The 25,896-nt window shown below is 47.7% G+C and carries 20 protein-coding genes; 14 read left to right on the top strand and 6 right to left on the bottom strand.

Features of this window, described 5'->3' with window-relative positions; genetic code table 11:
• Positions 1-125: 125 nt before the first annotated feature.
• Positions 126-1,466: a M16 family metallopeptidase gene (locus NG792_RS18220; protein ID WP_261236318.1), complete on the bottom strand. Its 1,341-nt coding sequence runs from the start codon at positions 1,464-1,466 to the stop codon at positions 126-128.
• A 375-nt stretch (positions 1,467-1,841) separates the two neighbouring features.
• On the opposite strand from NG792_RS18220, the gene NG792_RS18215 reads away from it, so the two are divergent.
• From NG792_RS18215 to NG792_RS18205, 3 genes are all read left to right on the top strand, one after another.
• The gene (locus NG792_RS18215; protein WP_261199560.1) at positions 1,842-2,168 is read left to right on the top strand and encodes an STAS domain-containing protein; all 327 of its coding nucleotides are present in this window, start codon (positions 1,842-1,844) and stop codon (positions 2,166-2,168) included.
• Between the two features lie 305 nt (positions 2,169-2,473).
• Positions 2,474-4,009, top strand: coding sequence for a C-3',4' desaturase CrtD (crtD, locus tag NG792_RS18210; RefSeq protein ID WP_261236317.1), 1,536 nt, complete (start codon positions 2,474-2,476; stop codon positions 4,007-4,009).
• Positions 4,010-4,563: 554 nt separating this feature from the next.
• On the top strand, positions 4,564-6,054 hold the full coding sequence (locus NG792_RS18205) for a hypothetical protein (protein ID WP_261199558.1): 1,491 nt from the start codon (positions 4,564-4,566) through the stop codon (positions 6,052-6,054).
• Positions 6,055-6,251: 197 nt separating this feature from the next.
• Here NG792_RS18205 and NG792_RS18200 read toward each other — a convergent pair whose 3' ends face one another.
• Positions 6,252-9,560: a hypothetical protein gene (locus NG792_RS18200; protein WP_261236316.1), complete on the bottom strand. Its 3,309-nt coding sequence runs from the start codon at positions 9,558-9,560 to the stop codon at positions 6,252-6,254.
• Between the two features lie 100 nt (positions 9,561-9,660).
• The gene (locus NG792_RS18195; RefSeq protein WP_261199556.1) at positions 9,661-10,992 is read right to left on the bottom strand and encodes an RNA-guided endonuclease InsQ/TnpB family protein; all 1,332 of its coding nucleotides are present in this window, start codon (positions 10,990-10,992) and stop codon (positions 9,661-9,663) included.
• 209 nt (positions 10,993-11,201) lie between these two features.
• On the opposite strand from NG792_RS18195, the gene NG792_RS18190 reads away from it, so the two are divergent.
• The 6 genes from NG792_RS18190 (at position 11,202) to thyX (ending at position 20,587) form a co-directional block, all read left to right on the top strand.
• Positions 11,202-11,441, top strand: coding sequence for a hypothetical protein (locus NG792_RS18190; RefSeq protein WP_261199555.1), 240 nt, complete (start codon positions 11,202-11,204; stop codon positions 11,439-11,441).
• 999 nt (positions 11,442-12,440) lie between these two features.
• Complete coding sequence (gene ppc, locus NG792_RS18185; RefSeq protein WP_261236315.1) at positions 12,441-15,476, top strand: phosphoenolpyruvate carboxylase; 3,036 nt, start codon at positions 12,441-12,443, stop codon at positions 15,474-15,476.
• A gap of 210 nt (positions 15,477-15,686) precedes the next feature.
• Positions 15,687-16,292 (top strand): hypothetical protein, encoded by a 606-nt coding sequence (locus NG792_RS18180; protein WP_261236314.1) that lies wholly within the window; start codon positions 15,687-15,689, stop codon positions 16,290-16,292.
• Positions 16,293-16,861: 569 nt separating this feature from the next.
• Positions 16,862-17,701, top strand: coding sequence for an Npun_R2479 family HD domain-containing metalloprotein (locus NG792_RS18175; RefSeq protein ID WP_261199552.1), 840 nt, complete (start codon positions 16,862-16,864; stop codon positions 17,699-17,701).
• Between the two features lie 375 nt (positions 17,702-18,076).
• Positions 18,077-19,732, top strand: coding sequence for a thymidylate synthase (locus NG792_RS18170; RefSeq protein WP_261236313.1), 1,656 nt, complete (start codon positions 18,077-18,079; stop codon positions 19,730-19,732).
• A gap of 132 nt (positions 19,733-19,864) precedes the next feature.
• On the top strand, positions 19,865-20,587 hold the full coding sequence (gene thyX / locus NG792_RS18165) for an FAD-dependent thymidylate synthase (RefSeq protein WP_261236312.1): 723 nt from the start codon (positions 19,865-19,867) through the stop codon (positions 20,585-20,587).
• 33 nt (positions 20,588-20,620) lie between these two features.
• On the opposite strand, the gene dut is transcribed toward thyX, so the two are convergent.
• On the bottom strand, positions 20,621-21,052 hold the full coding sequence (gene dut, locus NG792_RS18160; protein WP_261199549.1) for a dUTP diphosphatase: 432 nt from the start codon (positions 21,050-21,052) through the stop codon (positions 20,621-20,623).
• Positions 21,053-21,339: 287 nt separating this feature from the next.
• Between dut and NG792_RS18155 the strand changes: the two genes are divergently transcribed.
• Positions 21,340-21,882 (top strand): deoxycytidylate deaminase, encoded by a 543-nt coding sequence (locus tag NG792_RS18155; RefSeq protein ID WP_261236311.1) that lies wholly within the window; start codon positions 21,340-21,342, stop codon positions 21,880-21,882.
• 52 nt (positions 21,883-21,934) lie between these two features.
• Here the strand turns inward: NG792_RS18155 and NG792_RS18150 are convergent, their stop codons facing one another.
• Complete coding sequence (locus tag NG792_RS18150) at positions 21,935-22,471, bottom strand: P-loop NTPase family protein (protein ID WP_261199547.1); 537 nt, start codon at positions 22,469-22,471, stop codon at positions 21,935-21,937.
• 263 nt (positions 22,472-22,734) lie between these two features.
• Here NG792_RS18150 and NG792_RS18145 point away from each other — a divergent pair, with 263 nt between their 5' ends.
• From NG792_RS18145 to NG792_RS18130, 4 genes are read left to right on the top strand one after another with little or no spacing between them, the layout of a single operon-like run.
• Positions 22,735-23,322, top strand: a complete 588-nt coding sequence (locus NG792_RS18145; RefSeq protein ID WP_261199546.1) for an adenylate kinase — start codon at positions 22,735-22,737, stop codon at positions 23,320-23,322.
• Between the two features lie 2 nt (positions 23,323-23,324).
• A complete protein-coding gene (rph, locus tag NG792_RS18140; RefSeq protein WP_261236310.1) occupies positions 23,325-24,056 on the top strand; it encodes a ribonuclease PH in 732 nt (243 codons plus the stop codon).
• A 52-nt stretch (positions 24,057-24,108) separates the two neighbouring features.
• Positions 24,109-24,450 carry a nucleotidyltransferase family protein gene (locus tag NG792_RS18135; protein WP_261236308.1) on the top strand — a complete coding sequence of 114 codons (342 nt, stop codon included), beginning with the start codon at positions 24,109-24,111 and terminating at the stop codon, positions 24,448-24,450.
• Positions 24,437-24,583, top strand: a complete 147-nt coding sequence (locus NG792_RS18130; protein WP_261236307.1) for a hypothetical protein — start codon at positions 24,437-24,439, stop codon at positions 24,581-24,583. Before NG792_RS18135 ends, NG792_RS18130 begins: the two co-directional genes overlap by 14 nt.
• A gap of 14 nt (positions 24,584-24,597) precedes the next feature.
• Here the strand turns inward: NG792_RS18130 and NG792_RS18125 are convergent, their stop codons facing one another.
• On the bottom strand, positions 24,598-25,896 hold the full coding sequence (locus tag NG792_RS18125) for a helix-hairpin-helix domain-containing protein (protein ID WP_261236306.1): 1,299 nt from the start codon (positions 25,894-25,896) through the stop codon (positions 24,598-24,600).

Genomic DNA, 25,896 nt, shown 5'->3' with positions numbered 1-25,896 from the left:
CTCTAGGGTTTCACCACCCCAAATTATATCCCATCGGGTTTACCAAAAACTCTGGCGATCGCAAGTCTTCATAAAATACAAAAGACGCGATAATTCGCGTCTTCCTAACCTGTGGACTCGGTGTTTTATACAGCCGGTTTAATCGTCACGACCCCATAAGCATCCGCAGACAGATAGTCTATTGCCGCTTGCTGGATGTCTTCAGGCGTGAGAGACTGTAAGTGAGTGGGATAATTGAACGCCGGTTCTAAATCTCCCATCAGGGAATGGTAATATCCATAAAGGTTGGCCCGATCGCTGGGGGTCTCGTTACTAAAGATAAACCGATTCACCACCTGAGTAACAATGCGATCAATTTCCGATTGACGCACGACTTCGCGATGGAATCGGCGAAGATGTTCCTGGATTGCCGCTTCTACTTCCTCCAGATTTTCTGAGGGCAAGTGAGCAGAAATCGTAAAAATCCCCTGGTGATGAAAGGAACTATTACTGACCGAAATGCCCGAAACTAACCCTTTTTCTTCTCGCAAATCCTGGACTAACCGTCCCATCCGTCCCCGTCCCAGAATCGAGGCGACGGCATCCAAGGCGTAAGTTTTGTTTAATTCCGTTAATCCCGGAACGCGCCACATCATCACCAGTCTAGCCTGTTGCAGCTTTTCATCAATGAATGCCCGCCGGACGATGTTCTGAAATGCCGGTTCTGGGGTGGCGCCGATGACTTGAGTCGGTTCAAGGATGAGTTGTTCGTCATCGGTGGCAAGTTGCCAGTTTGGATGAAGAGAGAAGGCGGGACGTCCGTTTTTTTCAAACCCTTGTGCCACAATCTCGATTAATTGTTCCACGGGTAAATTGCCCACAGCAACAGCAGTGAGCGATCGCGGTTGATACCAAGTTCCGTGGAAATCCCGCATCTGCTGTGCCTTCAGTCCGGCGATCGTCTCCGTCGGACCCAAAACCGGGCGACGGTAAGGCAATCGTTCAAAGGCAGTTTCCATTGCCCGAGAATAAATCCGGCGACGGGGATTATCCTCCGATCGCCGAATTTCTTCTAAAACCACCAGTTTCTCTCGTTCAAATCCATCCTCGGGAATACTCGGATTGAGAACCACATCAATTTGTAAAGGCGCGAGTTCGGCAAAATCCTGGGGCGCAGAGGTAATATAGTAGTGCGTATAATCCTGACTTGTAGCAGCATTTGTTACAGCACCGCGTTCCTCAATGCGCCGTTCAAACTCCCCGCTTTCAAGGCGTTGGGTTCCTTTAAAAACCATGTGCTCCAAAAAGTGGGCCATCCCGTTGATCTCATCGGATTCCACCGCCGAACCAACATTTGCCCAAATGCTCAGGTTCACCGCCTCCACTGGCATCTGTTCTGCGATAATCGTCAATCCATTGGACAGGCGATGAATTTTTGGGCAGTTCAGACGAGGGAGAGAGGAAAACTTAACAAGCGTTGAAGTCATTAGATACTCGTTTATTTGAGATTTCTTCTTCTATCTTAATCATTCTTTACGCAATGGGGAGGGCACAATCACTGATTTCTCCCTTGCCAAGCTGCTTCACCCCAAGGCGATCGCCCCAAATAGGGAGCCTTTCTATCTATTACATCTCCCAATATCTGGAATTGTTAACCCGTTATATCTCCCAATTCTCCCCCATCCTCCCCATCCTCCCCATCCCCCATCCTCCCAATCCCCCCAGCCCCATATAATAAAAACAGAGAGGATTTTTCCCTCATCCAGTAAAAACCAACACCCGTTGGCTGACTTTATCAGGGGCATCCGATGAATTACTAATCAGGGTAACCATTCAATGGACCGTTTTGGAGGACAAGCAGCATGAACGTCATTGTTAAACCCCAGGGCAATTTAGATGTAAAAGTCTCCGCCATGCTTCAGCAAAAAATTGCAGCTTTAGTGGCAGAAAACTATAACCATTATTTCATTGATTTGGCCGGGGTCAAGTCCTTGGGTCATTGTGGCGTCAGCACCTTATTGGCGGTCGATCGCCTAGTTCGCAAAACGGGCAAACGCTTAAGTTTGTGCAACTTAAATACTTCCGTCCAATACATTTTGGAAATCAGTGACCTCGCCTGTGAACTTGATATTGTAGAGTCAGAATCTGATGCGGAAGTGCTTCGAGTCGGCACAACCATCCTAGTCTAATTCACACTGCGATCGCCTTCACCCTATCAGGGAATCATCTACTATGCTCACTCTATCTCCGACTCAGAATTGAAAGCCATTCGCCCTAATTACAGCCCCTTAACCGTTGCCCAATTTTTGTGGAAATTAAAGACTGCTTCTTATTAAATTCTGGCTAAAATCCCCCAATCTCAGATGGGGGAGACCGTCGGGATCAGCCCCTGGACCTGCTGACTTGTTAATTTTGGCCCCGCGCCCACCGTTCCCAAATTCTGAAAAATCCTTTACAATTAAAAAAGTATTAAAAAATGTAAAGCTTATCTCGAATGTCAAGCCATCATCAGGGTAAAAACAAACCTCGCGTTATTGTTATTGGGGCAGGAATTGGCGGGTTAACTGCCGGGGCATTATTAGCCAAAAGAGGCTATGGAGTGCGGGTTTTTGACCTAGCGATCGTTCCCGGGGGATGCGCTTCGACCTTCCGGCGACAGGGATTTATCTTTGATGTGGGCGCAACACAAGTAGCTGGATTAGAACCGGGGGGGATTCATCACCGGATTTTTTCAGAATTAGGAATCAATTTACCCGAAGCAAGCGATTGTGACCCCGCCTGCGCGGTATTTTTGCCCGGAGAAACCACCCCGATTAATATTTGGCGGGACCCGCAACAATGGCAAATGGAACGGCAGCGCCAGTTTCCCGGTAGCGAAACCTTTTGGCAGTTAATGGCTACTTTATTTCGGGCTTCCTGGCAGTTTCAAGGGCGAGATCCGGTATTACCTCCGAGGAATCTCTGGGATATTTGGCAGTTAATTAAAGCCTTCCGTCCCGATACGATGGTTACGGTTCCCTTTACCTTAATGACGGTGGAGGATGCCTTGGGATGGTTGGGATTAAAACAAGACAAGCGGCTGAAAACTTTTCTGGATTTGCAACTGAAATTATATTCCCAGGTAAATGCCCAGGAAACGGCGTTATTGTATGCAGCAACGGCGTTAGGGGTGTCCCAATCTCCCCAAGGGTTATCGCATTTAAAAGGGAGTATGCAGGTATTGAGCGATCGCCTGGTGGAAGGGTTAGAAAAACATGGGGGCGAACTGTTCATGCGCCATACGGTCAAACAGATTCAGGTCACGGAAACCGGCGCATCCACAGTGACGATTCTCAATCAAAAAACTGGGGAGATTTGGACCGAACAACCGGATTTAATTGTCGCTAATGTGCCGGTACAAAATCTCATCAACCTAGTGGAGTTGCCCAAAGGTTCAGAAAACTTATTTCAGCAGTTGTATCGGCGTCGGGTGGAGAATTTACCCCCTGCGTCGGGGGCATTTGTGGTTTATTTGGGGGTGAAACAGGAAGCGATTCCCGAGAATTGTCCGCCGCATTTACAATTTTTGTATGAGTATGGCAGAGAAATTGGGGAGAATAATTCTTTATTTGTGTCCGTGAGTCGGGTGGGAGATGGCCGATCGCCCAAGGGTATGGCAACGATTACTGCTTCCTCGTTTACGGATACCCAAATTTGGACCAATTGTGAGGATTATTCCCAGTTAAAACTACAGTATGAAACTGAGGCGATCGCCCGTTTGGCCGGGTATTTTGCCCTGAATCCAGAGACAATCGTCTATCAGGAATCGGCGACGCCGCGTACCTTTGCCCGGTTTACCGGACGCGATCGCGGGATTGTCGGAGGTGTGGGGCAGCGTGTGGCAACATTTGGACCCTTTGGACTAGCCACTCGGACCCCAATTCCGCATCTGTGGTTAGTGGGTGATTCCACCCATCCCGGGGAAGGAACCGCTGGGGTGAGTTATTCTGCACTCACGGCAGTTCGGCAAATTGAAGCTGAGGGATATTGACGGATTGTCAGGGGAGTCAACGGGGTTTAAAAATCGCCCTTTGATGGCAAGGGGATGATAAAATCAATCCAGGGAGCGATCGCGATCGGCTCTAGGGTGGGGCTGCACAAATATTCAAGGATTCATTCACCTGTTTAACCATTCATGGATGGGAGATTTTCTGCTGTTTTATTAAATTTTATACAAAAATTTAACTCCCAGGTTTCCACTCCCTCTACCAACCGCTAAAACCCTCTAACCTAAAAGTCTAACATTTTATCACAATTATCAAGGCAATTCATGAAATAAATTAAAGTTCCTTAAGCAGGCGATCGCGGGTTAGCTATAGGCGTGGCAAAGCCGGAGAAGCCCTCAGCAAAACATCAGACTTTCCCCCTCTCGACGGATGGCCCGGAATAAACCCTTTCGCTAAAATACCAGGGTTTGAAACGGCTCAAGAGCGGGAATCTAAATGATGGAACTTAAACCAAACCCATCAGTCTCCATGCTGGGAATTTTCCAAATTTTCCCTTTCATTGGCAACAGCATTAATCAAAAAATATAGAAAATTAGTGATGAATCCTCCAAAAGTAAACGCCCCAAACATTCATTTATTTGCCTTCCATTTGCGCCATGAAAGCGGCATTCGTTCTGAGGCTCCAATCTTACCAGGGGCCGAAAAGTTATGGGAAAAACTGGGGCAAATTCTCAACCAATATGGGTATGATGCTCCCCTGGATTTATTGGGTTATTATGCACCCAAAGGAGAACAGGCTTACGACCCCAAAGAAGAAGGACCGGGCAATATCGTCAATCTCCACAAAAACGGCCTAATCGACTTTAAAGGAACCCTGGAAGTGGATGAATATCCTGTTAATTTTACGGGGATTGCTTGTCCCCGTCGGGTTTATGATAGTTATGCCTTAGCCTTGAATATTCGGCGGCCTGAAAAAGAAAATGAGCGCCAAACTGACGCCGTTCCTATTTCAATCTATGGTCACTTTAATACACCTTCAAACCTGTTACTCCCCGACTTTATCCAAAGTTCTTTAGGTCAAACTCTTCTCCTAACTGCGGATTTAACTGAGGAGCAAAAGCAGTTTTCTCCCGAAGGGTTAAAGAACTTGGCCTGTCAATGTGTGGAGGAATTGATTGAAGACCCCAAAAAGCGGCCTTCTTATAGCAATAAAGGTCGGTTATTTGGCAGCCCTATTTTTGAATTTGGAGATATTGAAACTTTAGAAAGTCAGTCCGATTATCGGCACATTTTAGTTTTATTTTTTCGAGATGATACCCTCAAACGCAAGTTTGAATCCGCCTACTGGGATTTAATTGAATTGTTTTATTATCGCAATAAAATATTAACCAGTTTTGATTTTACTCGAAGGGGATACCAGGAAACCTATCAAAAGTATGAGGAAATTGAGGGGATTATTTCGGATGTTAATCAACAAATCTCTAATTTAGTGCCGAATAAAAGACTGGGGTATAAATATTTAGAAAGCCTGAAGCAAAAACTAAAAATTATGCCTGGATTAGCCTTAGAGTATTCCCGACTCCAGCAGGTTTTAGAGCGAAATCGAAATACCATCGCCATTGATGCTAAAAAATACGATGCCGCCCTTGATGAAATTCAGCGCAAGCAAAATTTAGATGTGTTTTATTTAAAACCGATTGATTTAAGTTTTGTGGAGAATTTTACGAGACAAGAAGTGCCTTATTTTCAAGAACGAATTAAAGCGGATTTAGATTATTTTGTGCATGGCAAGGGACTGGTCGATCGCGCGATCGCCACGATCCGGGGGATTGTCGAAATCGAACGCATCGATCGCGAACGACATCTGGAAACCAAACTCGAAGCGATCGCCGTTGGAGTCGGAACTGCTGCCGTTGTCGCTGCCAGTTCCATTTACCTGAGTTTAGATCAACCCGTCACCGCCCTCAATCCCCCCGATCGCTCCCCCTCCATCGCCTTATTTATGATGGTGATCCTCATTAGTATTGCCGTAGGGACAATTGTTTTTGCCCTATTTTCTTGGCTATTAAGCTGGATTCGTCGGGACTAATCCTCTGCTTCCCTCCCTCATCCGGGCTAAAAAAATTTAAGCGATTCTCCCCTCTTTGTAGTAACAAGTTTAGTCGTTTATTCAGGTTTATAGAGAGAAAATAGGAGTTTTTCTCAACCCGAATAGCGCATCCAAATGACAACTAAACGTCACGACGAACAGGGGAGAAGAGTTGAGGTTTTATTCCCTGTTAATTCTCACTGAGTTTGGGGCCAAGGAATCATCGGGTCTTGGGATAAACGGTTAGAAACCTCGTGTGCACCATAGCGGTTGAGGTGACTGGGGTCAGAAAAGCGATCGATTTCTGTCGGCCAAAGTTGACTGAGGTCCCGGAAACTGAGTCCTTCTTTTTCTAAGGATAAACTCAGCATATATTTTTGGAATTCCCGTTCATATTCTAAACGTACTGGGTCCAAATATTCCTGAGTTAAGGGCATATTAATAAACACCAAGGGAATCTGATGCTGGCGGGTAAATTCCAGCAGGTTGGTGACAGCAGCAGTTTGGATTCCCACCAGTTGGAATGACTCGTAATCTGCATCATAGTCCCCCGAAACCCGAGCGTGTTTTTCATAGTAGGTCATGGGATTAAACCGCACGGACAAGGGTAAGAACCCGTTAGAAAGGGTGGAGGGTTCGAGGGTGTCCGGACCGGATAACGCTGCGGATTCTTCACTCAAGGCGATGATGCTCTGTTCCACAGAATCGAATGTGGGGTCCGTGGTGGTTTCCGCGATCGCCTCCGGTGAGGGACGACTGGGTTCGGGAATGAAATTGTTCGCGATGTCTGCTAGGGGTAAGAGGAGTTGACCCCGCAGAAAACCTTGGAGGCGATCGCGCTGTTGATAATTCGCCGACAGGGATGCCAGCTTCTCATTAATCCACTGGTCTAGAGTTTCATAACTTTCCTGGACATTTAACCCAGTCCGAGCCCGTTGGACGAGGGATTCACTTAGGGAGGAGAGAGACTGACTGGCATCATCATCCTTCGCCATTTCCGGGATCCGAGGTCGATTGCCGAGGAGGAGATGACGATATCCGGGGGACCGGGAAATTGCCTCAAAGGTGCGATCGCTCCGGCCACTATTGAAGGCCCTGGCTCCATCGGCCCAAAGAATCAGTTTTGGTAATTGCTCTTGTGGAATCAGTTCACGAACCACAAAGTCAGCCACCTGGGCTGTGGCCCCATTTATGCCGAAGTTAAACACCTTCAGTCCCGGATAACGGGAGGAGAGAGATTCCTCAATCGTCATGGGAGCCACCCCGCGCAAGGCCCGGGAACTGCCAATAATCAACACATCCGGGGCACCCGAGGTAGCTAAATATTGCAGATACAACCGCAGTTGTTCATCTAACTGCTGAGAGTTAAAGGTTGGATAGTCAAAGGTTGGCACCGTCTCCGGGTTAACGGCGATCGCCGGATCCTCCTGAGAGTCCGTAAAGCTAGAGCCATTAAAAATCGGGTCATCCTCATTTGGCGAGGGATTCCGGGAGAGTTCACCAAAGCTGGATCCCTCCTGGGAACTGGCATCCGGTAGGGAATTGGGGTCTGCCTCCGGTTCTCCTGACACCGTTGCGGTTTCCGCAGAAGGGGAGGAGGAGACGGGGAACCAGGCAGCATGACCCAAGAACAAATCGGTCTGCAACATGACTAATAAACCCAGAAAGCCCCAAATGAAGGCAACTTTACCGCTGCTTGCCGGAGCGCGACGGAAGGTTTTAGCGGGAATAAATAAACCCGTGAGCAACAGCAAGCGGGTGACCCAACCCGGGGAGGGACGCTCCCGAGGCGCCAGGGGGATCACTTGTTTAGTCAGACAGGCTTGTAATTCCTCCGGTGGGTCCGAGGCAAACATGGACTCTACGGCTTCTGGGAGGTCCTCTGTAGCATCGGGATCGCCGTGGGTAAAGGCGATCGCGGGTTCGGGAGTTTCCTCGGCTAACTCAGGTTCCGGGCCTTCTAGCGGTTCTGGAGTCGGGTCTTCTGGGGTGGATAGACTCGGTTCCGGCTCTAGGGGGAGGAGGCTGGAGGGGGCAAAAATGGGGGTATGGTAGCGCCAGGAGGGATGCTTATCCCCCCCTCGACGACCATACAGACGAAGCTCCTCGACCCCATTGAGGTTCAAATCCTGGAGGAATTCCAGGACGAGGGGCGCGAGGGTGTCTTGGTCGGGACAGGTGGAGCCTTCGACCATGATATGCAGCAGGTCAGGGTCTTGGCGCAGGAAGACGGAAAGGCCACTGCCGTTGAGTTTGGCATCGAGTTCCGGATTGACGAGGCGATCGAGCAAGAACTGGAGGGCGTCCAGGTTGCCTTGGGTGGCGAGTTCCCGGGGGGAGAGGGCCAGCAGGGGGTCCCGGGCTGCGGGTAAGTCGAGCCAATCGACCCACAGCGGTGGGGCGTTGGAGGGGGTGTCAAGCTGGCGACCGTAACGACAGCCATAGAGGGTAACGGCGTGGAGTCCTTGGGGGGCGAGGGATTTGAGAATTGGGGCGATCGCATCGATGCAGAGGGATTTATCGGCAGCGGCTAGGGGAGAGTCCGTGGCGGTGGGGTCTGAGTCCGGGGTAGAGTTGCCGCAAAATAGATGCAGAGTGGCGTCTTTTTGGACCGCGCCGACTTCCAGACCCTTAGAGGCAACAGCTTGATTTAACAGCCGAGTGATGGCCGGGATATCCCCCCATTTGGCCCAGCTTGTGAGCCGTTCTGTAGTGGGAGTGAGGTCTACCCGGAGGAGCAATTCCGGTTTGCCGTCGGGGGTGGTGCGTCCGAGAATGGCAGCATCGGCGCATCCCGTTAACTGGAGTTCTCGCAACCGTTCGGCGATCGGCAAGGCGAGGGGGGTGGCGTCTGGGGAATCCGGGGACTGACAGAAGATCCAGAGACGACGAGGGGGATAGGGGCGATCGCCCCAGGTGCGAGCGGCCCGTTTCAGGGGCCGGATCAGGACTTTGACCGAGACAGAATAGAGGCTGAGGGCTTCGGTGAGATACCGCGCCATCCCTTTTGCCAGCAGCGCTTCAGCTTCGGGATTTCCCAGGGAGGCACGACTTTGAACCTTCAGCATCATCCGCGCATCGGTAATGGAAAAGGGGAGATTTTCTGTAGGGGGAGGTGCTGGAGTGGGTTGGAGTTCGGCACAGGAGGGGCCATTCTCCGAGGACGGCAAGTCCGCAGGTGTCGGGGAAGTCGGGTGACTGGATTCAATTCGCACACTCCAATCTGGACGCTTCGTCCCCAGGGTGCGACCGTAGAGGAAGATTTCCTCAATGGAGGGATGATCCGGGGGTAAGAGGCTGTCTATGCCTTGTTTTTTGAGGGCATCCGTCAGTCTGGCGACGGCGATCGCCATCGATGGACAGCTTTCGCTTTCCCAGAGAATGTGCAGCGTGTTTCCACGGAAACGCAGATGAATGTTTTCCCCCGGCACCTCTAGGGCTTGGGCTGCCCATTGGGTTAGGGTTATCCCTGTATTAGTCTGCACCAGCTCCTGTGTGTTTACCATGAATGATTCCTCTCCCCGCTCCTCATCTGTTCAAAACGGGTCTGAAACCCCGTCGTTTACACGGTTTACCCAGTCATGTTTTGATGGACCCTCTCAGTTCTCAGGATTGAAGTCCCGAGGATGGCCCGAAGTCCCTTCCAGTGGGGAGGGGTACGGACTGGGTTTGCTCCAAATAGCATAACTCCTGACATCCTCCCGACATCGACCCTAGCGGGTACGATGCGGGGTTCCTCCTTCCCCGAATCAACTTACGAGATAAGCTCTCACTCATCCCGCAGAGGTTAATCTCTCCAGAGGCGTTTTCTGGTTTCAGACCAGCGGTTTGGGACTGCCCGCCCCTACCGATTGCTACCAAACCCTTCGCCAAAATATTCAATGCGGCATTATGGTCTCGATCAAGAACACAACCGCATGAACAAACATGAGTTCTGTGGCTGAGGGTTTTCTTGACCCTTTCACCACAAGCGGAACACTCTTGGGAGGTGTATTCAGGAGCAATACCAATGACTATTTTGCCAAATACTTTCCCGTAATACTCCAACCACTCAAAGAATTGTCTCCAACTAGCATCCGAGATGCTTTTAGCCAACTTGTGGTTTTTGAGTAGATTTCGCACTCTCAAGTCTTCAAACACCACGACATCGTTAGATGACACGACGCATCTTGCCAACTTCGAGGCAAAATCTTTACGCTGGCGTTGGACTTTGAGGTGTTTTCGTCCAAGTCGGTTAATCGCTTTACGTCGGTTGTTAGACCCCTTCTTCTTACGAGACACTTGTCGTTGCAAGCGTTTGAGCGCCTGGGACGACTTCCGCAAGAATCGGGGATGCTCGACGGTTTGGCCATCGCTGTCAGTATAGAAATGGTTTAACCCCACATCTAAACCAACGGCCCGGTGAGAGGGCTTAACGGTCTCAGTTTTATCGCACTGGATGCAAAACTGAGCGTAATACCCGTCAGCCCGACGAATGACTCGGACTCGTTTGATGAGAAATTTATCGTAGTAATTGAGGTCCAAGGCTCCTCTGATCCGAAAGGTTCCCGCCTTAAACTTATCGGTAAATGTCAGAGACTGGCAGTCTTCAGAGAGTTTCCAACCGCTGGTCTTGTACTCTACCGAACGGGCCTTCTTGAAACGGGGATAGCCTTTCTTCTCTGAAACCTGTTTTTTGCAATTGTCGTAGAATCGCTTGATTGCATTCCAAGCTCGTTGAGCACTGGCTTGTCGAGCCTGGGAGTTCAGTTTTCCCGCCCATTCAAACTCAGATGCGAGAACCTTACAGTAAGCTGACAGGTCGTATTGTCCAGTTCTTGGGGAATCCATCCATAAGCGCAAGCACTTATTACGGACAAAGCCAGCAGTGCGAATCATCTCATCGATGATGGCGAACTGTTGACTAGAGCCGTATAACTTGGCTTCAAGGACGAGCATACTCTCGACGGATTCCGATAATTGTGGGTTAATTTTACCATAAAAGCCGACCGTCGATCATCACCATTCATCTCGACCCGAACAGGTGAGGGTCGAGCGCGAGCCTTCTTGTGGGTTCAAGGTAAATTTTGTCATAGTTGAGATGACCTAACCGGGTCATTCTCCGATTCTCATTTTAATAATGTTGTCAAGCTAGAAAAGAGGTCCCTATGAACTCATCGAACTCACCGAATAGTGAACCTACGTCTTTAAATCCCGATGCCAAGGAACCAGTTGTCAAAATTTCCTCAGAATTGCTGATTACTTTACTCACCCCACCATTCCTAGGGGCTTTGCTGGGGGGAAAAGCCGTGAGTCAAATGCTGCAATCAATGGGTCAGGCGAGTGAAGAAGTCTTTCGAGGCGATCGCCTCCCGGTCCTGAATTTTCCCCATTCTGAGGAGGACTGAATCTCAACCCAGGGGCCCCTAGAGCTAGACCCCCGGCGATCGCCGGTGGAGGAATTCCAGCCAATGGCTTTAGCTTGGGGGGACCCCTTGATGTTCTTCAACCCAGAGACAGGACCCGGGTGAAATGCCCGGGTCCTGTCTCTATTTTAATCATTATGTAAATTCACGGTCGAACCCCGGGGGTCTGCTGGAGGATTCTCCAGCGCCAGAGACTGCAATTGTCAGGAAATCTAGTTGATTAAAGCCGCTCATCCTAGGCAGTTTTAGAAGACTGAATCGACAAAAAAGCGAGATTTAGGAGCAGTTAGGGGGTAAACTGAGTCCGTCCAGATTGCGATCGTCTCCCGGCACGAAGCCTGCTAAAAATCCCAGGATCAACCCTAAAATTAGCTAATATCTGACCTGAGCTCAGGCGGGGTTGGGCAGCGCATCCCATTCTGAACAAACCGGGGGTTATCCCTGGATTTTGCAGAATAGCGCAGACTCGCCTTTGGTTTTAACCGACTCAACTTTTTGGAGTCACCACCCCGAGAAAGAGCCTTGCGAGTCCCTCGCTTGGAACCAGGGGGGTCAACCCGTTGGGAGCCTGTCCCGGCACAGGTGCTTAATTCGGTCAAAAGATACGGGCCGCGCCTGGAGCGCGATTAAATTATAGTAGCTCCTGATCAAGGCGGCACCGTTACGGTGTTCTGACAACCAACGCGCTAGTTTAACCCGTTCACCTCGACCCGCGCTCTGAGGAATTGGATTGAAGGAAAGTGAACCGAATCAAAGTAAAAATAGAATTGGGGACAGAAACACTGGGTTGTCCTGGTGTGGCGGGAATAACCGCCTTTCTTTAGTCTGAATTAGGTAACTACAGGTTGGGTTTATTGAGGTTCACCACTTTACCCATTTAAGCGCAAAAATACCATTCATTCCCTCACCGGAATCACAGTCCCTTGAGTCGTTTTTTACCCAGTGTAGACCGGGTGTTTTCCAATCGTTCAGGAGGTTCTGATGACTTTACGACTCGAACCCTCAAATTCTGTTATGACAGTTAGTTCATCCGACTTATTTTTACGCCATCGTCTCAAAGTCGTCGAGGACTTATGGGAGTCCGTCCTGCGGACTGAATGCGGTCAGGAATTAGTGGTTCTACTGGCGCAATTGCGAGCGATGTATTCCTCCGAGGGACAAGCTTGCAATTTTGCAGAATCCAGTGTTCTGAAATTGGTAGAACAGTTGGACCTCAATGATGCAATTAGGGCGGCTCGTGCGTTTGCACTGTATTTCCAACTGATTAACATTGTCGAACAACATTACGAGCAGCGCGATCGCCTGCGAGGTGCGGGTTCTAACACCGTTGTCCCTGAATCTGAGCAATTCGACGTTCCCAAAGAAAGCCCTTATTTTACCAGTCAGACCATTACTCGCCGTCGAGAATTAGCTAATTTCACCGCTTTATTTCCCAAATTAAAGCAGTTGAATGTCCCGCCGCAGCAAATCCAGAAAATCATGGAAAGTCTGGATATTCGCTTGGTCTTTACGGCTCACCCCACGGAAATTGTTCGTCATACCCTGCGAACCAAACAGCGGCGGCTGGCTCAAATTTTGCAAGAACTTGACACCCTACAAGAAGGTGGGCAACCGGATAGCCAAACCCTATCTGGAGAAACTAAAGACCTTTTAGAGGCGCTGACTGAAGAAATTCGCCTGTGGTGGCGAACTGACGAATTGCATCAGTTTAAACCCTCCGTCCTCGATGAAGTAGATTATAGCCTCCACTATTTTAAAGAGGTGCTATTTGACGCCGTACCTCAACTTCATCAACGGTTAAAACGCTCGTTACAAGCGTCATTTCCCTATCTGCAACCCCCCCGTTACAATTTCTGCAAATTTGGCTCTTGGGTCGGTTCCGATCGCGATGGAAATCCCTACTGCACTCCTTCTATTACCTGGAAAACCGCCTGCTATCAGCGGCAGTTAATCCTAGACAAATACATGGGTTCCCTCGATCGCTTGACTCAACTCCTGTCTTTGTCTTTGCACTGGAGTGACGTCTTACCAGAACTCCTCGAATCCCTGGAACAAGACCGACTGCAAATGCCAGACATCTATGAGAAACTGGCCATTCGCTATCGACAGGAACCCTATCGGTTAAAACTCGCCTATATCTGCCATCGCTTAGAAAATACCCGCGATCGCAATCAGCGTCTTTACACCGAGTCCGACTGGAATCGCCATCTGAGCGATATCAAAAATGCTCCAATGTATCACTCAGGCGCAGAATTTCTCGACGAATTACGCCTGATTCACCGCAATTTAGCCGCAACCGGCTTAAGCTGCCGAGACTTGGAACACCTGATTTGTCAAGTGGAAATCTATGGCTTTATTTTGGCGCACTTAGATATTCGGCAAGAGTCCTCTCGCCACAGTGAAGCCATCAATGAAATTGCGGACTACCTGCAAATCTTACCCCTGCCTTACACCGATCTATCAGAAGCTGAAAAAACCGCTTGGTTGACGACTGAACTAAAAACCAGGCGTCCTTTAATCCCCGCCGAACTGCCCTTTTCTGAGCAAACTAGCGAGATTATTTGCACCTTTAGAATGCTGCGGGCGCTTCAAGAAGAGTTTGGCTTGGAAATCTGTCAAACCTACATCATTAGCATGAGCCATGATGTCAGTGATTTGTTAGAAGTTCTCCTCCTTGCTAAAGAAGCCGGTCTTTATGACCCCGCTACAGGGATGGGCACAATTCAAGTTGTCCCCTTATTTGAAACTGTAGAGGACTTAAAACGCGCGCCGACGGTCATTCAGGACCTGTTTGAACTTCCCCTTTATCATGCTTTACTCTCGGGCGGGTATCAAAAATCGCTGCCGGTTACAGTCAACGAAACTGATGTCCCTAACATTTCTAATCTGAAATCTTCTCACATTCAGGTTCCTAAATTGCAAGAGGTGATGCTGGGGTATTCCGATAGTAATAAAGATTCGGGATTCTTAAGCAGTAACTGGGAAATTCATAAAGCCCAGAAAGCCTTACAAATTATTGGCGATCGCTACGGGGTTGTTCTCCGCATTTTTCATGGTCGCGGCGGATCCGTCGGTCGCGGGGGCGGTCCGGCTTATGAGGCGATTTTAGCTCAACCGGGTCGCAGTATTAACGGGCGAATTAAAATTACCGAACAAGGGGAAGTTTTAGCCAGTAAATACACCTTACCCGAGTTAGCCCTTTACAACTTGGAAACTATCGCCAGTGCGGTGATTCAAAGTAGCTTACTGGGTTCGGGCTTTGATGATATCGAAGCCTGGAATCAAATCATGGAGGAGTTAGCCGATCGCTCTCGTCAACATTATCGCGCCTTGATTTATGAACAACCTGATTTTATCGATTTCTTCCATGAAGTCACTCCCATTGATGAAATCAGCAAGTTACAAATCTCCTCGCGACCCGCAAGACGCAGTAGCGGCAAACGGGATTTAGGTTCCCTCCGAGCCATTCCTTGGGTCTTTAGCTGGACGCAAACTCGTTTCCTCCTCCCCGCTTGGTATGGAGTGGGAACCGCGCTCAATAATTTCCTGGAAAAGGAACCGGAAGAACATCTAAAACTCCTGCGCTATTTCTATTTGAAATGGCCGTTCTTTAAAATGGTGATTTCTAAAGTAGAAATGACCCTCTCCAAGGTGGATTTAGAAATTGCTCATCACTATGTCCGGGAACTCACCCAACCGGAAAATCGCGATCGCTTTGAAGCTTTGTTCACTCAAATTGCGACGGAATTTAATCTAACCCGGGATTTAGTGCTTGCCATTACCGAACATCAACGGCTGTTAGATGGAGACCCGGACCTCCAGCGATCGGTTCAGTTGCGAAATGCCACCATCGTTCCCCTGGGTTTATTACAAGTCTCCCTACTCAAACGCCTGCGCGAACATCAAAGTCAGTCGGTGACTGGAGTGATTCACTCCCGATACAGCAAGGGCGAATTACTACGCGGTGCCTTGTTAACCATTAACGGCATCGCCGCCGGAATGAGAAATACCGGCTGATGCATTAAGGGATTCGCTAGACTGATTCAAATAGAACCAATCCCTCCCTCCGGTCCCCTCCCCTTAGCAAGGGGAGGGTTAGGGTGGGGTCCTCCGGTCCTCCGGTCCCCTCCCCTCTAGGTTGCTTCGGTTGGCGAATCACTGTAAGGGGAGGGCGATCGCAACCCATCACCCGGAAATTGACCCTCAAGCCACCCCGATTCATAAATTATGAACAAATCAAAAAAACGGATGTTGGTCTGCACTGTAGTTGCTCTATTATCCGGTGCCTTGGGTTCATTTTGGGGCGGGCAAATGCGGTGGTTAGCCCATGCTCAACAGTGCAATACCAGCACTCACGTGTGGTTAAATACCTTATGCCGGGTGCAACATAGCCCAGCAATGTTCAAAGGTGGCACCGCTGGATTGTGGACGGGGACTATTTTGGGTGCGTTTCTGGCCGGAATTGCTACGCGCCACCCCAAAGGTAAAAACATGAGGGGACAGGGAAATCCAGCATTCTCTGGCAGCGAAGGGGACCGGCTGGAGTTAGAGGGGTTAACCCCGGAACAACTGGCACAGGTGCGTGAGTTGATCCTGCTGTTAAAAACCCAACCTGCGGATTTAACCCCGGATTCAGGAGAACCCAAGGCGATCGCCTCCCAACCCGTCAGTCTGATGCAGTTTCAACAGTGGCTAACTGAGGTGGCGCAGTTCCAGGAAACGTCCCCCCTGACCCCACTGCAGGCGCGGCATTTGTTGCATGAACTGGGATTCTCTGATGAGGCGATCGCCGAGGCACAAGTCTCCCTCTGCGAACCCCTGGAACGACCCTAGAACGGCCTCAGCGTCGATGTTTCCTTGTTTGATTTTTTCACTCTAAAACTTAAAAAGGCTGGCCTTCATCCCCAGAACAAAGCAGCCTAGCAGCAATATCCCCGGGATAATCTCCCTTCGTCCTATCCCCAACCCCCAAATAAACACCCCTTTCCCAGTCCATTGCAAATCGGGATGGGAGGTTCCCGTAAACAAACCCACCCCAGGGAGTGCCAAAGCGGTTGCCAAAACTGATCTCCCTGATGCGGGAAGAGTTGGGGGGATCTGTGCTGGAAGATTTGATGTTTTAAAGTCTCCTTAATCCAGGGTAAGGCCCCTTCGATCCTAAAAACACAACTGGTCTAGCGGGACAATTATCATTAATATTATGGGTAAAGACAAGGGCAGTTGACATTCCACTAGAGTGACGGGTTGGGTGGTCGTGCCAACTCACTCTGACCCTGGAGAGTGGGGTCAAACCGCAACCTAGAAGGTCCACAGAACACCCAGGGCGATCGCAGCCAGGGGACCCGGGCGAAACTTTTCCGACTCCTACCCTATAGCCTGCCTTGATAGCGAAACCACGCAATATGTACAGCATTACACAGATATTAATTTCCGACTTTGTTGAAAAACTGCGCGAAGGCTATTACCGAATGTATGGCGGATTGAAGCCCGACTATGCTGACATTATTGCCTGGGCCGGAGGCATGGCTTTAGAGAATATTGCCAATAGTGACGCCCTCTATCATAATGTCGAGCATACCATTTTGGTTACCCTCGTCGGGCAGGAAATTCTCCGAGGTAAACACATCCGCGAAGGCGGGGTTTCTTGTGAAGATTGGCTGCATTTCACCATTTCTTTGTTATGCCATGATATTGGCTATGTTAAGGGGGTTTGCCGAGACGATAGTGAGGGATTGTATGCCACGGGCATCAATGGTACAATGGTTTCTCTGGATCCGGGCTGCACTGATGCCAGTTTGACGCCCTACCATGTCGATCGCGGGAAATTGTTTATTGAGGAACGGTTTGGCGGTCATAAGTTAATCAATTCTGAGGAAATTAAGCTCAACATAGAACTGACTCGTTTTCCGGTTCCAGCAGAGGCGGATCACCAAGATACGGTGCACTATCCTGGGTTAGTTCGGGCGGCGGACCTCATTGGTCAACTGAGTGATCCCCGGTATCTTAAGAAGATTTCTGGGCTATTTTATGAGTTTGAGGAAACGGGGTTTAATCAAAAGGTTGGCTATCGAAATCCCGGAGATCTCAGAAAGAATTATCCTAAATTTTATTGGGGAGTGGTTCATCAATATATTAAAGATGGGTTGACTTGTCTGGAGTTGACTCAACAGGGTAAACAAATTATTGCTAATCTTTATGCCAATGTGTTTGTAGTGGAACATGAACCCCCCAAGCCAGAATAAGGGAAAACCCGGCGATCGCCTCTTGAAACCCTAACCGGAATTAGCTGTCAGTCATTGGGTCCGTGGCAGCCTGGTGAGCGAGCCCTCAATCTTTCTTTCTATTGTGTCACTTTCATGATATATTGAACATCGCGATCGGTCCAGCTAGTTCTGGCCTAGTTTTTCATGGCCATGCTGCATAATAACCCGGCTCAACTCTCTCATTATCTGCTTAATTTTTAGGGAAAATACAAGTAATTTATATACCATAAAATGGCAAAATTTTATGTGTTTTTAAGTTAAAATTTTAGTTACAGCCTGGAATTATCTGGATTATTCTAATATCCAATTGACCCTAAATTCTCCGAAGTCATCCTAGTAAAAAGGTGTATAAAAATGTTTAGAAATAACACTCAGGCGTTCTACGCAGAACTCAAAGCACTGTTAGAGTCAAATGAAACAGTTTTGTGGGGCGATGTAGAACTTAAAGCAGGGCGATCGCGCTTGATTAAAATCACCTCCCCCCGCGAACGAGTTGATATCATTCCGAATCTTAACTGTAACATCTTTGCTCAAATTGCCGCCACTTTTTGGGAAATGGCCGGTCGTAAAGATTTAAGATTTTTATATCACTATTTACCCCAATCCCTTGACTTTTTTGAAGAGGAATCATTTCAAGGTTCCAGTGACGATTCGACTTTTAAATCGTGGCATCTGAATAAAGAAATTCAAAAAATTGTCTGCATTTTGAACATTGATTCCAGTAGCCGCGATGCCGTAATTAATTTATCGGAAACTCAATTAAAAGAATCCAGAAGTTCTGGAAATATTGCCCAGAATTGGATGCAATTTTTAATCAGAAACGGCAAACTGCATCTAAATGTTTGTCTACAGTCTCATGATATGTTTTCCGGGACTTCGGGAATTAATCCTTTTGGATTAAGCATTATTCAGGAAGCAGTCGCCTATTGGACGGGGACCCAAGTGGGTGAATTTTGCTGCTTCATCAGCGAATTGCATCTCGGCGATCGCCACCGGGACCAGGCGCAAAAGGTCCTAGACTCTTTGACCCCCAAAACCTTGTATGAATTTGGATTTACACCCCCTCAATTTACCACCCCCTTTCCCGAGATTGATAGTACCCTATCACGCTGGTTTGAGTTAGAACATCAAATGCGGCAACAGTCATTTAAAATAACTGATGAACTTAGCAACATTTCCGATGATTTAGTTAAAAATAGCTTAGAATTACTGTATATTTACAATCGCTCCCAGTATGGAGACAAACCGGAAGAAATTGCCCAATTAATCGCCAAATTACCTCCAAACGACTTCAAAATTGCCGCAGTCGAGTATTTTGCCCGAATCTGGAACAACCGCGAAAGCATTCATTTACAACCCCAGGAAAAAGACTACTTCGACTATCTCTGGCAAAGAACAGAACCGACTCACTCCTACTCTTTTTCTAGCATCTTCGAGTTATTAAGTACACTCCACTACAAGAAAACCCTAGTTTATAAAAATAGCTGGAAAAAACACGGAGAAGCCCTCGGTGTATTTGCTGGAATTTCCCGCAAATATGACCGACTCGAAACCATGTTCACCGAAAATGTCAAACCCACAGCAGACGAATCCGTACTGGATACCTTTGCCGATTTAGCGGTTTATTCGACCAAATATTTAACCTATCTGGCGGAACATTATCCCGAAATGTTTCAAGAGTTTATTCAACCCGATTCGGCAGCAGAAGACTTACAAACCTACTGGCATAACGAAGGATTCGACCCTACTTCTAAATTACTGATTCAACGGTATGAATCATCGGAACAATGGCAGCAGATATCTAGCTATCAAGGCTGTTTTGAAGCGATTAGAGATGCCTATAAAGAACTAGAGGATATTTTCGTCAACCAGGATTGGAGAGTCAGCGATCGGCGCAAATGTAGCTTATCCGCAGACTTGGCGATCGTCTCCCTACAGTATCTCGTCCTGGCATCGCAACAGGAACCGGAGAATTTCCAGAAATTTGCGGAGGCGATCGCCAATTTGTAAGTGTCCCATGACAGCCATATCATGATAGGATAAAAAATTTGGCCAATCCACCAACCCGGTAATTGCAACTCAACAGCAATACGGAATGGGGAATTCCCCCAGGCTAAGTCATTCAGAAGTTAGGGATAAATCATGGATCGATTTCGAGTAGAAGTAATTACCAAAACCCCCCATCCTCAGCAAGTCATTTATGCAGCAATGCACCAAGATTATAGCGAGGATTTTGTATATGATGACCAAGATTCTTGGCCGTCCGAGTCCAAATGTGGGGAACTCATCGTCAAGCGTCTTTTAGCCGGAGAACGAGGTCATTATGGACCGATTGAACACGTGGGAATTGTGTTCAATTGCGGCTTTTTTCCCCATAGCGTCATGCAGCAAATTAGGACTCATCGCGTAGGAATTTCATTCGATGTACAATCTAATAGATACACGGGAAATAGGATTATTGATGCTGCAAAAAGGATTAGAGATATTGAAGATGTGTTTTATTTACGTCCCGTTGGCTACTATACCGATCGCCAGGGAAAACGCTATGAATATACCCAACAACAACGCGATCGCGATTTAGCTTGGTGTTTAGATGCTGCCAAACGCTATCAAATTTTGATTGAAGAAGGGACATCAGAAGAACACGCCCGAGGCATTATTCCCTTTGATGTCCGTCAACACTGGATTGTCTCCTTCAATGCGCGATCGCTGATGCATTTACTCGATTTGCGTGCCAAACCTGACGCCCAACTCGAATGCCAAAAACTCTGCGATTTGATTTGGCCGCATTTTCAAGAATGGGTCCCCGCTATAGCAGAATGGTATGAGAAATATCGCCTCAAAAAAGGTCGTTTATCTCCCTAACTTAAGGACGGTATAGAGAGATAAACCCCCTCTCTATACCCCCGTCGATCCAAACCCATTTGTACCTCTTGTCGTTGCCATCATTTCCGTGGTTCCTACCTCGATTTCGGGTCTTAAAACTGGAGTAATTGCCATTTGAGCAATTCTCATCCCCTTAACTATGTGAAAAACTTCTTGTCCATGATTGATTAAAATCACCTTGATTTCCCCCCGGTACCCTTCATCAATGGTTCCCGGCGTATTCAAAACCGTAATCCCCTGTTTATAAGCTAACCCACTTCTTGGCCTAATTTGTGCTTCCGTCAAAGGCGGTAACTCAATCGCGATTCCAGTTCCAACTAATGAACGTTCTCCCGGATGTAGCGTCACCTCCTCATTCGCTGATAAATCCATTGCTGAATCATTATCATGGGCATAAGTTGGAATAATTGCATCCGGATGTAAGGGATAAATTTTTAGTTTCATCTTGGGGGGTTTAGTGACCTTCTAACTCAGGAATTTTCTGGGCGCTATCTCAATTAGCAATCCACCAGGCAAGCAGAACTAGATAATATTAATCAATTGTGGGATAAAAATCAATAGGTTACTTCCCCGACTCAGGCCGTATAAATAACAGTGGTAAACGCTTTGGCAGGTTTTCATTTTCAGCAGTATCTAAAACCCTGTAAACCGATAATTTTTACCCTAATTTATTAGTCTTTTCTTCCCCGAACTGTTACTATGAATAGAAACGATTGGTTAGCTAGAAATTAATGGAACTGGAAGAACTGAGACCAACATGGGATGAATATTTTATCATGTTGGCAAAATTGGCGGCGATGCGCTCAACTTGCCTTGCTTTTCCCGTGGGTGCAGTGATTGTGAAAAATAAGCAAGTTGTGGCAACGGGTTACAATGGTTCCCCATCGGGTACGGCCCATTGTACGGCCCAGGGATACTGTTATCCTGGATTGAGTAGCTGTGCAGAAAGTAAGACGATGCCATCGCGGGCAGTTCATGCAGAAGCGAATGCGATCGCCCAAGCGGCTAAACATGGAATTTCGACAGAAGGGTCCAGCATTTATGTCACCCTGGAACCTTGTTTATCTTGCTTAAAATTAATTATTTCCGCCGGAATTCATGAAGTGTTTTTCGAGACGGGATTTAACAGTGGGAACAGCTTGCTAGTGCGCGATTCGTTTATTCAGGATGGGTTAGTTACCCTCAAACAAATTCATATTTCTGAGGCGATCGCCCAAAAAGCCGCTACCTTTCTGATGAACCCAACCTCCGTGGCAACCCCATCCCTCCTCTAAAGAATTAAGAATTAAGAGTTAACCCCCCATTAATTCTTAATTCTTACCTCTCCTACGGACGATGACTGCGGCGAATTTCAGTGATTTGGTCCGCTAATTCTAAAATGGGTTGGGGCATATTCGGTCCCGTTAAAATAATATCAACGTGACTCGGGCGTTTTTCTAAAAATTCTAAAACTTCCGCTTCGGGGATCAAGCCAAAACTAATGGCTACACTCAACTCATCCAGAACCACCAGAGAATATTTTCCTTCAGAAACCACTTGTTGGGTATAGTCCCATAATTTCCGTAGAGAACCGGCCTCTATTTCATCTAACTCCGGCGTATCAATGCAGCGAGGCAAGTCACAGCGAACCCAGTCCAGGTTTTGTCCGAGTTGAACCGGGGCCTCGGGACCCTGACCAATTCCTCCCTTGAGAAACTGGACAACCAGGACCGGGGTCCCCTGACCCGAAATTCTCAGGGCCTGGGCCATCACACTGGTGAAAAAGTTACGGTGGCTGCTGGTAAAAACTTGTAACAACCCCTCCACCGCGTAGGGTAGACGGCAAGGGGTATCGAGGGTGGGACTTTCAAGCTGTGCAATCATTGTGGCAATATTTCCGATGGGTTAAGAAACCGTAAAGGGTAGACCGACTTAAGGGCCAGAAAGTGAATTCTGGCACTCCAGTCGATTCAATATGTAGTGTAGTGTAACCAGATTATGCCACGAAAAAACACTAAATGTACAAAATTCGGCGAAATGCCCGAGGCGTAGGAACTTTGGACAAGTTAGGGAGAAATTAAGATTTGTTCCGTGGGAAGGGGAACAGTGTTAGAGTCTATTTTGGGCTAACATGAGGAGTTTTTGTCGTGAGATTGGTAATTCTGGGAGGGCCAGGAGCAGGAAAGGGGACCCAGGCGAGTCAGCTATGCAGCCGCCTGAATATTCCTTGCATTTCAACCGGGGAAATCCTGTTTAAGGCGATCGCCGCCCAAACTGAATTAGGCAGGCAGGCGCAACCTTATGCAGAACGAGGCGAACTGGTCCCGGACCCGATCATGATTGAATTTGTTCGGCAACAGTTAACCCAACCCTATACCGCAAACGGGTGGTTACTGGATGGCTATCCCCGCACCTCCTTCCAAGCGGAAGAACTGGATTTTTTACTGGAATCCTTGCAGCAGCCCTTAGATTGGGCGATTTGGCTGAACGTATCCGATGCGGAGTTAATGCGCCGGTCCCTAGAGCGATCGCAGACCCGACCGGAAAGAGGGCGTCCCGATGACGAACCAGAATTTCTGCGCCGTCGGATCCAGTTATTCCAAGAACGCACGATCCCTATCTTGGACTACTACGACTATGGCAGTCGCCTCCTCACCCTCGATGGCGATCGGCCCTCGGCAGAAATCCATGAAGAAATCTGGAAAACGGTCAACCCTAACAAAACGCAACCTTAATCATGATTTGGCAGCGTCCCGATGGTCGAAAACCGGATCAACTGCGTCCGATTCGGTTTGAAAAAGACTTTACCCGCTTTGCAAACAGTTCCGTCCTGACCCGTTGTGGCGATACCCAGGTCCTCTGTACCGTCACCATCGAACCCGGAGTCCCCCGGTTCCTCGCTAATCAAGGCAGTGGCTGGTTAACCGCAGAATATCGAATGCTTCCCGGTGCCACCCCCCAACGGCAATCCCGAGAATTCATGAAACTGTCGGGACGCACCCAAGAGATTCAACGCCTAATCGGGCGCAGTTTACGCGCTGCACTGGATTTAAAAGCACTGGGAGAACGGACGATTCTGGTTGATGCTGATGTCCTCCAAGCGGATGCCGGAACCCGAACCACGTCGATTACCGGGGGATTTGTGGCCCTCGCCTTGGCGATCGAGAAACTGGTGCAAACCGGAGAGTTAGAACAATCGCCCATTTGTCGCCAAGTCGCCGCTGTTTCCGTGGGGTTATTTGAGGGTGAACCCTATCTGGACCTCAACTACCCAGAAGATGTGGCGGCAGATATTGATTTTAATGTGGTGATGAGCGATGGTTTGGATATTCTTGAATTACAAGGAACTGCCGAAGCAGGCAGTTTTAATCGCACCGAACTCAATCGCATTTTAGATATGGCTGAATCTGGAATTCAGGAGTTAGTCGCCGCACAAAAAGAGGCCATTTACGGGGCGAATAACGGTTAAAATTATCCGGTTAATCCTGGATAGGATTATTTGAATAATAATTTGAGGGGATATGGCTATACAGAAATTGCCGTTAAATCGAGAACTCCCTATCGAACTGCCTCCTGCAAAAATGGCTGAATTTTGTCAGCGATGGAAGGTTGAGGAATTTTACTTGTTTGGGTCAGTTTTGCGGGAGGATTTTCGGCCCGATAGTGATATTGATGTGATGGTAAAATTTCAGTCGAATGCGGGTTGGGGATTGCTAGAACTGGTGCGGATGAAACGAGAACTGGAAACTTGGCTACAGCGTCCGGTTGATTTAATCACCAAAAAGGCGATCGAGCAAAGCCCTAATTGGATTCGTCAGCAAGAAATCTTAGAAACAGCACAGATGATTTATGTCGCGGGATAGTGCATCACTTTTGGATATTCTGAAAGCGGGGGAATTGGCGTTAGAATTTGCCCGGGGACTGAAAGGAAATATTCCAGAAGTGCTGAATGCGATCGGGGTTCTAGTGCCAATTCAGGATTCAGGAGAAACTTGAGCTATTAACAATACCTATCGACAAAGTTTTTCGGGCAAATTATTACCCCATTCTGTGCAAATTTCGTTTTTCAATCCAAACACATTCAGTTGCCATCCTATAATTAAAATCAAGAGGGTTACTACGAGTCCTGATTTCCACGTTACTTTTAAATATAGTTGTTGTGGGAGTGGTGGCAGTGGTGGGAGCCTTTGTAGCAGTCGTAATTGTGGGAGGGGCTGTAACCGTGGCAGTGGTGGTAGTCTCCGTAACAGGGATGAAATTTTTTGGTTAGATTTAGGAGGTTTAATGGGATTCGTAACACTTGGAAAGATATCCGTTCCCAGATGATTAGCGCGTTCACACCAATAGCAACGACCATAAGTTATACTGTAAGAATGATTCCCTACTTTCCTACAAGTCTCTAAGTCAGAAATCCCTTGTTCTAAAGCATTAACCCAATCTTGTGGCGAGGGTCGAGAACTTGGAGAAGTGTGGCCCTCATTAAAGCATTTGAGGAAACATTTTTTTATTTCTGGATGAACTACATGAAGCGGAATCGTATTTTGACTGGGGGTAAACTTACTATTTAAACCATAAGGCCAATATCCTTTACTAATAGATTCATCCAAACCAGGAGGGTCTCCAATTCCTATCCACCGGCCCATAAAAGGATGATATCCAAACAGCAAATAGTGAATTATGACGGCTAATCTAAATCGATCATGGAATCGATTTTGAGTCATGGTGGATAGCTCTTTTGCAATCAATTCAGGTGGAGTAAATCCTTCTGAACCGACTGAACACCTATAAACCTTTCCTTGAGGATCGGTAATTTGAAAAGAATCTGTATCAATAATAGAAACCTGGCCTCGCTCATTGACCAGGATATTTTGCGACTTCATATCTCCAATAATATAGTTTTTGGCATGAAGTGCCTGAAGAATTGATGCGACATTTTTAGCAATAATATGTAAACCATACCAGTTAACACGAGGAGCTTGTTTTTTACGAAGCTTTGGATTATAAATACATAAAAGCTCTTTAGAATTTACAATGTAAGGCATTAAAAAGCCTACAAAAGAACTTCCACTGGTTTTCAGCAGCAAATCCTTTGGCCAAACAATTGAAATATGATTTTGAATTTTGGTTGGATCTTTCGGGGGATTTGCAATCATAGCCTCCACCTTGTTTCGACGGACTGAATTGGGAGAATGGTAAATTTTTGCGAGCAATCCTTTACGGTTAGTTGTCCAAATTTCTCCCTCTCCACTCTTCGCAAGAAGTTTTATTAAAGTAACAGATTTACCTTTACTATCATGGTAGTTAATCAT

It is taken from the genome of Laspinema olomoucense D3b (assembly GCF_025370785.1).
Lineage (GTDB): Bacteria > Cyanobacteriota > Cyanobacteriia > Cyanobacteriales > Laspinemataceae > Laspinema > Laspinema olomoucense.
This window is presented reverse-complemented; position numbering and strand designations above follow the sequence as displayed.